Raw genomic sequence first — 15170 nt, forward strand, 5'->3', positions numbered from 1 at the left:
TCTTCTCTACCTGGTCCGCGCTCAGCCGCGCCGCGACCGGCGGTCGTCCTTGACGTGCCCACGGAAGGTGCGCGTGGGCGCGAACTCGCCGAGCTTGTGCCCGACCATCGCCTCGGTGACGAACACCGGGACGTGCTTGCGGCCGTCGTGCACGGCGATCGTGTGCCCGAGCATGTCGGGGATGATCGTCGAGCGCCGCGACCAGGTGCGGATGACGTTCTTGGTGCCCTTGTCGTTCTGTGCGTCCACCTTGGCGAGCAGGTGGTCGTCGACGAACGGGCCCTTCTTCAGGCTGCGTGGCATGTCTGTCGGACTCCTCTACCCGCTCAGCGCTTCTTGTTGGTGCGCCGGCGGCGCACGATCAGGGCGTCACTGGCCTTCCGCTTGCGCGTCCGGCCCTCCGGCTTGCCCTTCGGGTTGACCGGGTGCCGGCCACCGGAGGTCTTGCCCTCACCACCACCGTGCGGGTGGTCCACCGGGTTCATGGCGACACCACGGACGGTCGGGCGCTTGCCCTTCCACCGCATGCGGCCGGCCTTGCCCCAGTTGATGTTCGACTGCTCGGCGTTGCCCACCTCGCCGACGGTGGCGCGGCAGCGCACGTCGACGTTGCGGATCTCACCGGACGGCATGCGCAGCTGCGCGAACCGGCCCTCACGGGCCACCAGCTGGACGCTCGTCCCGGCCGAGCGGGCGATCTTCGCGCCCCCACCGGGCCGCAGCTCGATCGCGTGCACGACGGTGCCGACCGGGATGTTGCGCAGCGGCAGGTTGTTGCCGGGCTTGATGTCGGCGGCGGGGCCGCACTCCACCGTGTCGCCCTGCTTCAGCCGGGCCGGGGCGATGATGTAGCGCTTCTCCCCGTCGGCGAAGTGCAGCAGAGCGATGCGCGACGTGCGGTTCGGGTCGTACTCGATGTGCGCGACCTTGGCCGGCACGCCGTCCTTGTCGGCGCGGCGGAAGTCGATCAGCCGGTAGGCGCGCTTGTGCCCGCCGCCCTGGTGCCGAGCCGTGACCCGGCCGTGGACGTTGCGCCCGCCGCGACCGTGCAGCGGCCGGACCAGCGACTTCTCGGGGTGGTCGCGGGTGACCTCGGCGAAGTCGGCGACGGACGAGCCGCGGCGGCCCGGCGTCGTCGGCTTGTACTTACGGATGGCCATGGTTCCTCAGAGTCCTCTGGTCCAGTCTGTGGGGCGGGTGGCCGGGTGGATGAGGCTGTCGCCTCAGGCGCCCGGGCCCCCGAAGAGCTCGATGCGGTCGCCGGGGGCGACGGAGACGATGGCGCGCTTGGTGTCCTTGCGCTTCCCCATCACAGCGCCGCGCGAGCGCTTCCTCTTCCCCTGACGGTTGATCGTGTTGACGGACAGGACCTTCACGTTGAAGACCTGCTGCACAGCGATCTTGATCTGGGTCTTGTTGGCGTCGGGCCGGACGATGAACGTGTACTTGTTCTCGTCCAGGAGCCCGTAGCTCTTCTCCGAGATGACCGGGGACAGCAGGACGTCCCGGGGGTCGCGGACGCTCATGCCTTCTCCTCGGTGCTCGCGTCGGTGGTGCCGTCCTCGGTGGGCGCCGTGGCGTCCGCACCCGCGTTGGCGACCTCGGCCTGCTCGGCCGGGGCAGCGGCGGCCTCGGCAGCGCTGGCCGGCGCGGCGTCGGCAGCGGTCGCCGCCTTCTTGGCCGGCGCCTTCTTGGCCGCGGCCTTCTTCGCCGGGGCGGCCTCGGCCGGGCTCTCGCCCAGGTCGAGGTCGGTGGTGCCGGTGCCCTCGATGGAGGGGATGGCGCCCGGGATGTCCGGAGTGGTCAGGTCGGGCAGCTCGACGGAGCTGGCACGACCGGTCGCGCCCCGGGCCGGTCCGGCGACGAACTCGGCCAGCGCGGTCTCGGTGAAGACGACCTCGTCGGAGACGAGCACGTCGTAGGTGTTCAGCTGACCGGCCTCGATCAGGTGCACCCGCGGCACGTTGCGGAGGCTGATCCAGTTGAGGACGTCGTCGCGGTCCAGCACGACGAGGACCCGCTTCGCGGCGGTGACCGCGTCCAGGACCTTGAGCGCGGCCTTGGTCGAGGGGGCGTCGCCCTCGACGAACGCCGAGACCACGTGCACGCGGTCCTCACGGGCCCGGTCGGAGAGGGCACCGCGCAGCGCGGCGGCCTTCATCTTCTTCGGGGTCTTCTGCTCGTAGTCCCGCGGCTGCGGGCCGTGCGCGATGCCACCACCGGAGAACTGCGGTGCACGCAGCGAACCCTGGCGGGCCCGGCCGGTGCCCTTCTGGCGGTAGGGCTTGGCGCCCGTGCCGCTGACCTGCGCCCGCGTCTTGGTCGAGTGCGTGCCCTGGCGGGCCGCGGCCAGCTGGGCCACGACGACCTGGTGCATCAGGGAGACGTTGGCGTTGGCGTCGAAGAGGTCACCGGGCAGCGTGACGCTGCCGGAGCTCTCCCCCGCCGGCGTCCGGACCGGGACCTCGCGGTCGGTCCGGGCCTGCGCCTTGGACTCGGCGATCGACTGGCTCACTTCGCGTCACTCCCCACGGGGCCGCCCTTGACCGCGGAGCGGACCAGCAGCAGCCCACCGCGCGGGCCGGGAACGGCGCCCTTGATCAGCACCAGGCCCTTCTCGGTGTCCACCGCGTGGACCTTCAGCGAGAGGGTGGTGGTGGTGACCGCGCCCATGCGGCCGGCCATCTTGAGCCCCTTGAACACGCGGCCGGGCGTCGAGGCCCCGCCGATCGAGCCCGGAGCGCGGTGCTTGCGGTGCGTGCCGTGTCCGGCGCCCAGGCCCTTGAACCCGTGACGCTTCATGACACCGGCGGTGCCCTTGCCCTTGCTGGTGCCGATGACGTCGACCTTGGCGACGCCCGAGAGGACCTCGGCCGTCAGCTCCTGGCCGACGGTGTAGTCGCTGGCGTCCTCGGTGCGCAGCTCGACCACGTGCCGCCGGGGCGTGACGCCCGCCTTGGCGAAGTGCCCGCCCTCGGGCTTGTTCACCTTGCGGGGGTCGATCGCGCCGAACCCGAGCTGGAGGGCCGAGTAGCCGTCCTTCTCCGGGGTGCGGACCTGCGTGACCACGCACGGGCCCGCCTTGACGACGGTCACCGGCACGATGCGGTTGTTCTCGTCGAAGACCTGGGTCATCCCCAGCTTCTCGCCGAGGAGACCACGGAATGTGCTCGCCATGTCTGGGACAGCCCTTACTGGATGTTGACGTCGACCGAGGCCGGCAGGTCGATGCGCATGAGCGCGTCGACCGTCTTCGGCGTCGGGTCGAGGATGTCGATGAGCCGCTTGTGCGTACGCATCTCGAAGTGCTCCCGCGAGTCCTTGTACTTGTGCGGGGAGCGGATGACGCAGTACACGTTCTTCTCCGTCGGCAGCGGCACCGGGCCGACGACGCGCGCTCCGGTCTTCGTCACCGTGTCCACGATGCGCCGCGCCGAGGCATCGATGGCCTCGTGGTCGTAGGCCTTCAGCCGGATGCGGATCTTCTGTCCCGCCATCGCCTGTCTTCGCTCCTGCCGATCGGTTGTGAAAGTTCAAGAGGGTCTGCTGACCCGCAAGTGGGTCCGCTGACCCGTGCAACGGGCGGCGGCCGAGGACCGGCCGCCGCCCGTCTGGGTGTTACTTGATGATCTTCGTGACCCGGCCGGCACCGACGGTGCGGCCACCCTCACGGATGGCGAACCGAAGGCCCTCCTCCATGGCGATGGGCTGGATCAGCTCGACGGTCATCTCGGTGTTGTCACCGGGCATGACCATCTCGGTGCCGGACGGCAGCGTGACGACGCCGGTCACGTCGGTCGTCCGGAAGTAGAACTGCGGCCGGTAGTTGTTGAAGAACGGCGTGTGACGGCCGCCCTCGTCCTTCGAGAGGATGTAGACCGAGCCCTCGAAGTTCGTGTGCGGGGTGATGGAACCCGGCTTCACGATGACCTGGCCGCGCTCGACGTCCTCGCGCTTGATGCCGCGCAGCAGCAGACCGACGTTGTCACCGGCCTGGCCCTGGTCGAGCAGCTTGCGGAACATCTCCACGCCGGTGACCGTGGTCTTGGTCGAGCCGGGGCGGATGCCGACGATCTCGATCTCCTCGGAGACCTTGACGATGCCGCGCTCCACGCGACCGGTCACCACGGTGCCGCGGCCGGTGATGGTGAAGACGTCCTCGACGGGCATGAGGAACGGCTTGTCGATGTCGCGCTCCGGCTCCGGGATCGCCGTGTCGACGGCGTTCATGAGCTCCATGAGCTTGTCGCCCCACTCGGCGTCGCCCTCGAGGGCCTTCAGCGCCGAGACGCGGACCACGGGGACGTCGTCGCCCGGGAACTCGTACTCGGACAGCAGCTCACGGACCTCCAGCTCGACGAGCTCGAGGATCTCCTCGTCGTCGACCATGTCGGCCTTGTTGAGCGCCACGACGATGTAGGGGACACCCACCTGGCGGGCCAGGAGGACGTGCTCCTTGGTCTGCGGCATGGGGCCGTCGGTCGCCGCGACCACCAGGATGGCGCCGTCCATCTGCGCCGCACCGGTGATCATGTTCTTGATGTAGTCGGCGTGCCCGGGGCAGTCGACGTGCGCGTAGTGCCGGTTCTCGGTCTGGTACTCGACGTGCGCGATCGAGATCGTGATGCCGCGGGCCTTCTCCTCGGGCGCCTTGTCGATCTGATCGAAGGCGGACGCCTCGTTGAGGTCCGGGTACTTGTCGTGCAGGACCTTGGTGATCGCCGCGGTCAGCGTCGTCTTGCCGTGGTCGATGTGCCCGATGGTGCCGATGTTGACGTGCGGCTTGTTCCGCTCGAACTTGGCCTTGGCCACTGGGTTCCTCTCTCCGTGTCTTCGCAGTCGTGCGCGTGCGTGGGGGTGGGCAGTGCTCGGGGCCGGCGGGGCAGGGGCGGGTGCCCCGGCCCACCGGCCGGTTACTCGCCGGTCGCCTTGGCGATGATCTCCTTGGCGACGTTGGCCGGGACCTCGGCGTACGAGTCGAACACCATGGTGTAACTCGCCCGTCCCTGGGTGCGGCTGCGCAGGTCGCCCACGTAGCCGAACATCTCCGACAGCGGGACCAGGGCCCGGACGACGCGGGCGCCGGAGCGCTCCTCCATCGCCTGGATGGTGCCGCGGCGGGAGTTCAGGTCACCGATGACGTCACCCATGTAGTCCTCGGGGGTGACAACCTCGACGGCCATCATCGGCTCGAGCAGGGCCGGGCTGGCCTTGCGTGCGGCCTCCTTGAAGACCATCGAGCCGGCGATCTTGAACGCCATCTCCGAGGAGTCGACCTCGTGGTACTGCCCGTCGACCAGCGTCGCCTTCACGCCGACCATCGGGTACCCGGCCAGGATGCCGTACTGCATGGCGTCCTGCATGCCGGCGTCGACCGACGGGATGTACTCGCGCGGGATGCGCCCACCGGTGACGGCGTTCACGAACTCGTAGGTCGGGCCGTCGGCCGCGACCTCGAGGGGCTCGACCGTGACCTGAACCTTGGCGAACTGGCCGGACCCACCGGTCTGCTTCTTGTGGGTGTAGTCGACCTTCTCGACCTTCTTGCGGATGGTCTCGCGGTAGGCCACCTGCGGCTTGCCCACGTTGGCCTCGACGCGGAACTCGCGCCGCATGCGGTCGACCAGGATCTCCAGGTGGAGCTCGCCCATGCCGGAGATGACCGTCTGACCGGTCTCCTCGTCCAGCTTCACCTGGAAGGTGGGGTCCTCCTCGGCGAGCTTCTGGATCGCGGTGCCCAGCTTCTCCTGGTCGCCCTTGGTCTTCGGCTCGATGGCCACCGAGATGACCGGGGCCGGGAAGGTCATCGACTCCAGGATCACCGGGTGCTGCGGGTCGCAGAGGGTGTCGCCCGTGGTCGTCTGCTTCATGCCGTTGACGGCCACGATCTCGCCGGCGCCCACGCCCTGTCGCTCTTCGCGCTTGTTGGCGTGCATCTGGTAGATCTTGCCGACCCGCTCCTTGCGGTCCTTGGTGCTGTTCAGCACCGGGGAGCCCGCGTCGAGCTTGCCGGAGTAGACCCGGATGTAGGTCAGCTTGCCGAGGTGCTGGTCGGTCTGGATCTTGAACGCCAGCGCCGAGAACGGCTCGTCCTCGTCGGCGTGCCGCAGGACCTCGGTCTCGCCGTCGAGCGCGGTGCCACGGATGGACTCCACGTCGAGCGGGCTCGGCAGGTAGTCGACGACGCCGTCGAGCAGGGGCTGCACGCCCTTGTTCTTGAAGGCGGTGCCGGTGAGCACCGGGTTGACCTGACCGGCGATGGTCGCCTTGCGGATGGCGGCCTTGAGGCGCTCGGGGGCGATCTCCTCGCCGCCGAGGTAGTCCTCCATCAGCGCGTCGTCGAAGTCCGCGATGTTCTCGAGCAGCTTCTCGCGGTACTCGGCGGCCTGGTCGGCGAGCTCGGCCGGGATCTCCTCGATGGAGTAGTCCTCGCCCATCTTCGTCTCACCGCGCCAGGTGAGCGCACGCATGTAGACCAGGTCGACGACGCCGATGAAGTCGGCCTCGGCGCCGATGGGGAGCTGCAGCACCAGCGGGTTCGCACCCAGCCGCTCGACCATCATGTCGACGCAGCGGAAGAAGTCCGCACCGGTGCGGTCGAGCTTGTTGACGAAGCACATGCGCGGGACGCCGTACTTCTCCGCCTGCCGCCACACCTGCTCGGTCTGCGGCTCCACGCCGGCGACCCCGTCGTAGACCGCGACCGCACCGTCGAGCACGCGCAGCGAACGCTCCACCTCGACGGTGAAGTCGACGTGCCCGGGGGTGTCGATGATGTTGATGTCGTGGCCGTTCCAGGAGCACTTGGTCGCGGCGGACGTGATGGTGATGCCGCGCTCCTGCTCCTGCTCCATCCAGTCCATCGTGGCCGCGCCGTCGTGGACCTCACCGATCTTGTAGTTGATACCGGTGTAGAAGAGGATCCGCTCGGTCGTCGTCGTCTTGCCGGCGTCGATGTGCGCCATGATCCCGATGTTGCGGGTCTTGGCGAGTTGGGCCTCGTTCTGGGCCATTCCCTTACTCCTCTTCCTTCTGGTCCGTGCGCGGCGTCCGGGGGTCGCCCGGGTTCACCGCGGGCAGCGGCTGCTGGGGGACTGACGTCACCAGCGGTAGTGCGCGAAGGCCTTGTTCGACTCGGCCATCTTGTGGGTGTCCTCGCGGCGCTTGACCGCGGCGCCGAGACCGTTGCTGGCGTCCAGCAGCTCGTTCATCAGGCGCTCGGTCATCGTCTTCTCCCGACGCGCCCGGCTGTACTGGATGAGCCAGCGCAGGCCGAGGGTGGTGCTGCGGGAGGCGCGGACCTCGATCGGCACCTGGTAGGTCGCACCACCGACGCGGCGGCTGCGGACCTCGAGGGCCGGCTTGACGTTGTCCAGCGCACGCTTGAGCGTGACCACCGGGTCGGTGTCGTTCTTGGCACGGCAGCCCTCGAGGGCGCCGTAGACGATCGCCTCGGCGACCGAGCGCTTGCCGTCGACGAGCACCTTGTTCACCAGCTGGGTGACCAGCGGCGACTGGTACACCGGGTCGGCGACGAGCGGACGGCGGGGAGCGGGACCCTTGCGGGGCATGTCAGCTCTTCTCCTTCTTCGCGCCGTACCGGCTGCGAGCCTGCTTGCGGTTCCGGACACCCTGGGTGTCCAGCGAGCCGCGGATGATCTTGTACCGAACGCCGGGGAGGTCCTTCACGCGACCGCCGCGCACGAGCACCATCGAGTGCTCCTGCAGGTTGTGGCCGACGCCCGGGATGTAGGCGGTCACCTCGATGCCACTGGTGAGGCGGACGCGAGCGACCTTGCGCAGCGCCGAGTTCGGCTTCTTCGGCGTCGTCGTGTAGACGCGCGTGCACACGCCGCGGCGCTGAGGGGAGCCCTTCAACGCCGGGGTCTTGGTCTTCTCGACCTTGTCCTCGCGGCCCTTGCGGACCAGCTGCTGGATCGTGGGCATGGGTGGCCTGGATCTCCTGCCTGCGCTGGATGGTGCTCTGAGTTCTGCTGACGGTGGTGCGGTGATCTCGTGTGCCCGGTCGCCCGGCCCGACCCCGGCCGCGACTCACCGTCCGGCCCCCGCGTTCGGGCGTGTCGCCCTTCGCGAGAACCGGCCAGCTGGTCGGGCCGGACTCGTCGCCCCTCGCGACTCGGCACCGGCCCGTCCACCTGCGGTGGACGGGGCCCCCGGCACCCCACCGGCGTGGCCGGCAGGCGCTCGAGTGCGCCGCGAACGGGAGCAGGCCCAGGTGAACCTGGGCACGGCTGACCACGATACCCGGGCATGCGGATCCGGTCAAAGCCGGGTCCCGAAGCCTGTGCGGGCACCGGGTCAGCCACTCGTCGGCGGAACCCCGGGGACGCACCGGCCATTCCTGGCCGGCTGCGACCCGGGTCACCCCCGGACGCACGGCGGACTCCGGATGCCCGGTCACCGCGACAGCTCCGGGGCGTCGAGGAACACGCGTCCGGGGTCCGGCGGCGACCGGCCGGGACCGTACCGGGCGCCAATGTAGCGCCGTTCCCGGCGACTGTCCCCTCCCCCGGTGCCGTGTCGTCCGCGCGCGCCGTGGCCGCACCCAGGACGTCGGTGCTCGGCGCGCCGCTGTCGTACCCCGCCCCTACGGTCGGTCTCGAACCGGACACGTACCGCTCCTGGGAGGTCCCCGTGCTGCCCGACTCCGCTCGCGACCTGAAGCACCGGCTGTCCCGACGCCTGGCCGAGGGCCCACCCGGCGTGGCCGCGCGGGCCCGTGGAGCCGGGTGGAGCGGCGTGGCCCTGGGGCTGGCGCCGGTGGGCCCGGACCAGGTGCACCTGGCGGTGCGGGTCATCGGGCAGGCCGATGCCGCGGTCGTGCTGTCGGGGCTGGGCGAGGCGGCGCTCGCCGAGGTCGACGTGCGGGCGATCGGCGCCGTCCGGGCGCTGCACTCCCCCACCCCCGACGAGCTCCAACGGCGGACCCGCCCGCTGCGCCCCGGGCTGTCCGTGGGGCACGAGCGGGTGACCGCCGGGACGCTGGGCGGGTTCGCACGGCGGCCGGGCAGCGACGGGCTCCTCGTGCTGTCCAACAACCACGTGCTCGCCGCCAGCGACGCGGGGGTGATCGGGGACCCGGTCCGGCAACCCGGGGTCGCCGACGGCGGCACGGACGGCGACCGGATCGGCGTGCTCGCCGGGGCGGTCCGCTTCGAGGACCGTCCGGGGAACGAGGTGGACGCCGCGGTGGCACTGCTCGACCCCGGTGTGGCGGCCGACCCGTCGGCCTACCCCGGGGGTCCGCTGCTGGCCGCGGTGGCCACCCCCGACACCGTGGACCCCGACGAACTGGTGGAGAAGGTGGGCCGGACCACCGGGCACACCCGCGGGCGGGTCACCGCGGTCGAGGTCGACGGCGTCGGCGTGCAGTACGACGGCGGCGTCTTCACCTTCGACGACCAGGTGGAGATCGAGGGGCTCACCGGTGCCTTCAGCGCCGGCGGGGACAGCGGGTCGGTGATCTGGCGCAGCGCGGACCGCGCCCCGCTCGGGCTGCTGTTCGCCGGCTCCGAGCTCGGTGGGAGCGCCGGCGGTGGGGTGACCTTCGCCAACCCCCTTGCCACCGTCCTCAGCCGCCTGGGGGTCGAGTGGGTGGCGGGCTCCCCGGCGGAGGGGTGACGGGGCCGCACACCTGTCCTCAGGCGGCCGGACGGGGCACCATGGGGGCATGTCCGACCGCGCCGCCGCTCGCGCCGCCAAGCTCACGCTGGCGTCCCGGCTCGCCGCCGATCCCGGCATCGCGGCCGTCGGGCTGGCCCGCCAGGACGCGGACTACGTGGTCCGGGTCGACCTGACCGAGGCCGACGCCGGCTCGCGGGTGCCCCGCGACGTCGACGGCGTCCGGGTGGTCACGCACGTCATCGGCGCCGTTCGCCCGCTGTGACCCGCCGCCCCCTGCCCGTGGGGCCGATAGCGTCCGGGGGCAGCGGCGCCGACGAGGGCGCCGCGGAGCCGAGGAGGGCGCGTGCGCATCGGGATCCAGGCGAGCTACGCCGGGGACTTCAGGCAGACGGCCGCGGAGATCCGTGACCTCGAGTCGGCGGGCCTCGACGTGGCGATGGTCGCGGAGGTCTACACCTTCGACGCGGTGAGCCAGCTGGGCTACCTGGCCGCGGTGACCGAGCGGGTGGAGCTGATGAGCGGCATCCTGCCGATCTACAGCCGCACCCCCGCGCTCATCGCGATGACCGCGGCCGGTCTGGACTTCGTCTCCGACGGACGGTTCACCCTCGGGCTGGGCGCCTCGGGCCCCCAGGTGGTCGAAGGCTGGCACGGGCTGCCCTACGACGCCCCGCTGCAGCGAACCCGGGAGATCGTCGAGATCTGCCGCCAGGTCTGGCGCCGGGAGCGGTTGGTCCACGACGGTCCCAAGTACACGGTCCCGCTGCCCGCCGAGCAGGGCACCGGTCTCGGCAAGCCGCTGAAGCTGATCAACACGCCGGTGCGCGACCGGGTGCCGGTGCTGCTGGCGGCCCTGGGCCCGAAGAACGTGCAGCTGGCCGCGGAGATCGCGGAGAAGTGGGAGCCGATCTTCTTCCACCCCGAGCGGGCGGCCGACGTCTGGGGCGCCTCGCTCGCCGCCGGCCGGGCCGACCGCGACCCGTCGCTGGGCGACCTGGACGTCGTCGTCGGGGTCCCGGTGGCCATCGGCGAGGACGTCGAGCACCTGCTGGACGCCGTCCGCCCCGGGATCGCCCTCTACGTCGGGGGCATGGGCGCGAAGGGGAAGAACTTCTACAACGACCTGGCCCGCCGGTACGGCTACGAGGCGGAGGCGGAGACCATCCAGGACCTCTACCTCGCCGGCCGCAAGGAGGAGGCGGCGGCCGCCGTCCCCGAGGACCTGGTGCGGGCCACGTCGCTGATCGGCCCGGCCTCCTACGTCGCCGAGCGGATCGCCGCGTTCGCGGAGGCGGGGGTGACCACGCTGAACCTGCAGCCCCTCGACGACAGCCGCGAGAACCGGCTGCGGACCGTCGAGCAGATGCGGGAGCTCGCCGACCGGTGAGGTGACGCCGGGCGCCGTCCCGGCTCAGCGCACGTCGTCCTGGCTCACGGCCGGAGGTGAGCCAGGACGACGCACGATCAGCTGACCTGATCACGCGGGTGGTGCAGGGCGCAGTTGCGTCACGTGACGCGCGGGATGCAGAAGGGCCCCGGGAGCTACCGCTCCCGGGGCCCTTCTGTCACTCACTCAGCGCGTCAGCGCCAGTCGTACTCCTCCAGGCGGACCGCCTCGCCGGTGCCCGAGCCGAAGACGTCGGGGCTGTAGTACTGCCCGTCGTCGTAGCCGGCCATCGTGTACACGGCGGCGCGGGCCTCCTCGGTGGGCTCGACCGTGATGTTCCGGTAGCGGCTGATGCCGGTACCGGCCGGGATCAGCTTCCCGATGATCACGTTCTCCTTGAGCCCGAGCAGGCTGTCGCTCTTGCCCTGGATCGCGGCGTCGGTGAGCACCTTGGTCGTCTCCTGGAAGGAGGCGGCCGACAGCCACGACTCCGTCGCCAGCGACGCCTTGGTGATCCCCATCAGCACCGGACGGGCCGAGGCCGGCTCGCCGCCCTCGGCGACGACCCGACGGTTCTCGGTCTCGAACAGCGTCCGCTCGACCAGCGCACCGGGCAGGAACTCCGTCGCGCCCGAGTCGATGATGGTCACCCGCTTCAGCATCTGGCGGATGATCACCTCGATGTGCTTGTCGTGGATCGACACACCCTGGCTGCGGTAGACCTCCTGGACCTCACGGACCAGGTGCAGCTGCACCTCGCGCGGGCCCATGATCCGCAGCACCTCGTGCGGGTCGACCGCACCCTCGGTCAGCTGCTCGCCGACCTCGACGTGGCCGCCGTCCTCGACCCGCAGCCGCGAGCGACGCGACAGCTTGTCGTAGACGACCTCGTCGGAGCCGTCGTCCGGGGTGATGGTCAGCTTCCGGAACTGGTCGCCGTCCTCGATCCGCACCGTGCCGGCGAGCTCGGCGATCGGGGCCTTGCCCTTGGGGACGCGGGCCTCGAAGAGCTCCACCACGCGCGGCAGACCGTGGGTGATGTCGGCACCGGCCACACCACCGGTGTGGAAGGTGCGCATCGTCAGCTGGGTGCCGGGCTCACCGATCGACTGGGCGGCGATGATGCCGACCGCCTCGCCGACGTCGACGAGCTTGCCCGACGCCAGCGACCGGCCGTAGCAGGTCGCGCAGGTGCCCAGCAGCGACTCACAGGTCAGGACGCAGCGGACCTTGACCTCCGAGACACCGGCGTCGACGAGCTTCTGGATCAGCACGTCACCCAGGTCCGAGTTGGCCTGCGCGATGACCGTCCCGTCCTCGGCCACCACGTCGGCGGCCAGGGCACGGGCGTACACGCTGGTCTCCACGTGCGGGTCACGCGTGACGACGCCGTCGAGGACGGTGCCGATCGGCATGATGACGCCGCGCTCGGTGCCGCAGTCCTCCTCGCGGATGATGACGTCCTGCGAGACGTCGACCAGCCGGCGGGTGAGGTACCCGGAGTCGGCGGTCCGCAGCGCGGTGTCCGCCAGGCCCTTGCGGGCACCGTGCGTGGAGATGAAGTACTCCAGCACGGACAGACCCTCCCGGAAGTTGGCCTTGATCGGCCGCGGGATGATCTCGCCCTTCGGGTTGGCCACCAGGCCACGCATGCCGGCGATCTGGCTGATCTGCATCATGTTGCCTCGGGCGCCCGAGTTGACCATGACCCAGACCGGGTTGGTGGTGGGGAAGTTGTCCACCATCGCCTGGCTGACCTCGGCCCGCGCGCGGGTCCAGATCTCGATGAGCTCCGAACGCCGCTCGCCGTCGGTGATGACGCCGCGCTCGTACTGACGCTCGATCTTGCGGGCCTCGTCCTCGTGCCGGTCCAGGATCGCCTGCTTCACCGGCGGGGTGACGACGTCGTCGATCGCGATCGTCACACCGGAACGGGTCGCCCAGCGGAAGCCGGCCGCCTTGAGGGCGTCCAGCGTCGCCGCCACCTGCACCTTGGGGTAGCGCTCGGCGAGGTCGTTGACGATCGCGCCCAGCGCCTTCTTCGGCACCTGGTAGTTGACGAAGCGGTAGTCCTCGGGCAGGGCCTCGTTGAACAGCACCCGGCCCAGGCTGGTGGAGACGACGGCCGGCTGGCCGGGCTCCCAGCCCTCGGGGGCCTCCCACGGCTCGTTCGGGCCGTTGTCGACGCCGAACACCTCGTCGAGGCGGATGAGCACCCGCTCCTGCAGCCCCAGCGCACCCATGTCGAAGGCCATGACGGCCTCGGACGTGGTCGAGTACGACTTGGGCCGCTCACCCTCGGCCAGCTCCGTCGAGCCGGACAGGCTCGTCAGGTGGTAGAGGCCCAGCACCATGTCCTGGGTCGGCGCGGTGATCGGGCGACCGTCGGCCGGGCTCAGGATGTTGTTGCTGGACAGCATCAGGATGCGGGCCTCGGCCTGGGCCTCGGCCGACAGCGGCAGGTGCACCGCCATCTGGTCGCCGTCGAAGTCCGCGTTGAACGCGGTGCAGACCAGCGGGTGGATCTGGATGGCCTTGCCCTCGACCAGCTGGGGCTCGAAGGCCTGGATGCCCAGGCGGTGCAGGGTCGGTGCACGGTTCAGCAGCACCGGGTGCTCGGTGATGACCTCCTCGAGCACGTCCCACACGACCGGCCGCGCGCGCTCCACCATCCGCTTGGCGGACTTGATGTTCTGCGCGTGGTTGAGGTCCACCAGCCGCTTCATCACGAACGGCTTGAACAGCTCCAGCGCCATCTGCTTGGGCAGACCGCACTGGTGCAGCTTCAGCTGCGGGCCGACGACGATGACCGAACGGCCGGAGTAGTCGACGCGCTTGCCCAGCAGGTTCTGGCGGAACCGGCCCTGCTTGCCCTTGAGCAGGTCGCTCAGGGACTTCAGCGGGCGGTTGCCCGGACCGGTGACCGGACGGCCGCGACGGCCGTTGTCGAACAGCGCGTCCACGGACTCCTGGAGCATCCGCTTCTCGTTGTTGACGATGATCTCCGGCGCGCCCAGGTCGAGCAGCCGCTTGAGCCGGTTGTTCCGGTTGATCACGCGCCGGTACAGGTCGTTCATGTCGCTGGTGGCGAAGCGGCCACCGTCGAGCTGCACCATCGGGCGCAGGTCCGGCGGGATGACCGGGACGCAGTCCAGCACCATGCCCATGGGCGAGTTCTGGGTCTGCTGGAACGCCGCGACGACCTTCAGCCGCTTGAGCGCGCGCAGCTTGCGCTGGCCCTTGCCGCTGCGGATGGTCTCGCGCAGCGAGACGGCCTCGGCGTCGAGGTCGAAGCCCGCGAGGAGCTTCTGCAGCGCCGCGGCGCCCATGCCGCCCTCGAAGTACTCACCGAAGCGGTCGCGCAGCTCGCGGTAGAGGCCCTCGTCGGCGATGAGCTGCTTGACCTCGAGCTTGCGGAAGGTGTCCATCACCTCGTCGAGGCGGTCGATCTCCCGCTGGGCACGGTCGCGCAGCTGGCGCATCTCGCGCTCGCCGCCCTCGCGCACCTTGCGGCGGACGTCGGACTTGGCGCCCTCGGCCTCGAGCTCGGCGAGGTCGGCCTCCAGCTTCTGCTGGCGGGCCTCCAAGTCGGCGTCGCGGCGGGTCTCGAGGTTGTGCTTCTCCGCGCTGATCTCGGCCTCGATGGTCGGGAGGTCGCGGTGGCGCGTCTCCTCGTCGACCGAGGTGATCATGTAGGCGGCGAAGTAGATGATCTTCTCGAGGTCCTTGGGCGCCAGGTCGAGCAGGTAGCCCAGGCGCGAGGGGACGCCCTTGAAGAACCAGATGTGGGTGACCGGCGCGGCCAGCTCGATGTGGCCCATCCGCTCACGACGCACCTTGGCGCGAGTGACCTCGACGCCGCAGCGCTCGCAGATGATGCCCTTGAAGCGGACGCGCTTGTACTTCCCGCAGTAGCACTCCCAGTCCCGGGTGGGACCGAAGATCTTCTCGCAGAAGAGACCGTCCTTCTCCGGGCGGAGGGTGCGGTAGTTGATGGTCTCGGGCTTCTTCACCTCGCCGTGCGACCACTGACGGATGTCGTCGCCGCTGGCCAGGCCGATGCGCAGTTCGTCGAAGAAGTTGACGTCGAGCACTGAGTGACCCCTTTCAGGGGCTAGTTACTGCACTTTCTTGTGTT

The 15170-nt window shown here is 70.3% G+C and carries 14 protein-coding genes; 3 read left to right on the plus strand and 11 right to left on the minus strand.

Features of this window, described 5'->3' with window-relative positions:
* Positions 1 to 21: 21 nt before the first annotated feature.
* From rpsS to rpsL, 10 genes are all read right to left on the minus strand, one after another.
* Positions 22 to 303, minus strand: a complete 282-nt coding sequence (gene rpsS, locus ACI795_RS15295) for a 30S ribosomal protein S19 (protein WP_153359827.1) — start codon at positions 301 to 303, stop codon at positions 22 to 24.
* Positions 304 to 326: 23 nt separating this feature from the next.
* On the minus strand, positions 327 to 1160 hold the full coding sequence (gene rplB / locus ACI795_RS15300; protein WP_457076402.1) for a 50S ribosomal protein L2: 834 nt from the start codon (positions 1158 to 1160) through the stop codon (positions 327 to 329).
* 63 nt (positions 1161 to 1223) lie between these two features.
* Positions 1224 to 1526: a 50S ribosomal protein L23 gene (gene rplW / locus ACI795_RS15305; protein WP_153359824.1), complete on the minus strand. Its 303-nt coding sequence runs from the start codon at positions 1524 to 1526 to the stop codon at positions 1224 to 1226.
* Positions 1523 to 2515 (minus strand): 50S ribosomal protein L4, encoded by a 993-nt coding sequence (rplD, locus tag ACI795_RS15310; RefSeq protein WP_457076403.1) that lies wholly within the window; start codon positions 2513 to 2515, stop codon positions 1523 to 1525. The genes rplW and rplD overlap by 4 nt, the downstream gene beginning before the upstream one ends.
* On the minus strand, positions 2512 to 3177 hold the full coding sequence (rplC, locus tag ACI795_RS15315; protein WP_457076404.1) for a 50S ribosomal protein L3: 666 nt from the start codon (positions 3175 to 3177) through the stop codon (positions 2512 to 2514). The genes rplD and rplC overlap by 4 nt, the downstream gene beginning before the upstream one ends.
* 14 nt (positions 3178 to 3191) lie before the next feature.
* The gene (gene rpsJ, locus ACI795_RS15320) at positions 3192 to 3497 is read right to left on the minus strand and encodes a 30S ribosomal protein S10 (RefSeq protein ID WP_014742859.1); all 306 of its coding nucleotides are present in this window, start codon (positions 3495 to 3497) and stop codon (positions 3192 to 3194) included.
* 121 nt (positions 3498 to 3618) lie between these two features.
* Positions 3619 to 4812: an elongation factor Tu gene (tuf, locus tag ACI795_RS15325; RefSeq protein WP_457076405.1), complete on the minus strand. Its 1194-nt coding sequence runs from the start codon at positions 4810 to 4812 to the stop codon at positions 3619 to 3621.
* A gap of 101 nt (positions 4813 to 4913) precedes the next feature.
* A complete protein-coding gene (gene fusA, locus ACI795_RS15330) occupies positions 4914 to 7013 on the minus strand; it encodes an elongation factor G (protein ID WP_457076406.1) in 2100 nt (699 codons plus the stop codon).
* 87 nt (positions 7014 to 7100) lie between these two features.
* Positions 7101 to 7571 (minus strand): 30S ribosomal protein S7, encoded by a 471-nt coding sequence (rpsG, locus tag ACI795_RS15335; RefSeq protein ID WP_153359813.1) that lies wholly within the window; start codon positions 7569 to 7571, stop codon positions 7101 to 7103.
* 1 nt (position 7572) lies between these two features.
* Positions 7573 to 7947, minus strand: a complete 375-nt coding sequence (rpsL, locus tag ACI795_RS15340; RefSeq protein WP_153359811.1) for a 30S ribosomal protein S12 — start codon at positions 7945 to 7947, stop codon at positions 7573 to 7575.
* Between the two features lie 708 nt (positions 7948 to 8655).
* On the opposite strand from rpsL, the gene ACI795_RS15345 reads away from it, so the two are divergent.
* The 3 genes from ACI795_RS15345 to ACI795_RS15355 all read left to right on the plus strand — a co-directional run bounded on the left by ACI795_RS15345 (position 8656) and on the right by ACI795_RS15355 (position 11032).
* Positions 8656 to 9642 carry a hypothetical protein gene (locus ACI795_RS15345; protein ID WP_457076407.1) on the plus strand — a complete coding sequence of 329 codons (987 nt, stop codon included), beginning with the start codon at positions 8656 to 8658 and terminating at the stop codon, positions 9640 to 9642.
* A gap of 49 nt (positions 9643 to 9691) precedes the next feature.
* Positions 9692 to 9907, plus strand: a complete 216-nt coding sequence (locus ACI795_RS15350) for a hypothetical protein (protein ID WP_457076408.1) — start codon at positions 9692 to 9694, stop codon at positions 9905 to 9907.
* Positions 9908 to 9988: 81 nt separating this feature from the next.
* A complete protein-coding gene (locus ACI795_RS15355; RefSeq protein WP_457076409.1) occupies positions 9989 to 11032 on the plus strand; it encodes an LLM class F420-dependent oxidoreductase in 1044 nt (347 codons plus the stop codon).
* Positions 11033 to 11226: 194 nt separating this feature from the next.
* Here the strand turns inward: ACI795_RS15355 and ACI795_RS15360 are convergent, their stop codons facing one another.
* Complete coding sequence (locus tag ACI795_RS15360; protein ID WP_457076410.1) at positions 11227 to 15126, minus strand: DNA-directed RNA polymerase subunit beta'; 3900 nt, start codon at positions 15124 to 15126, stop codon at positions 11227 to 11229.
* Positions 15127 to 15170 lie beyond the last annotated feature (44 nt).

It is taken from the genome of Modestobacter sp. SYSU DS0290, assembly GCF_054050955.1.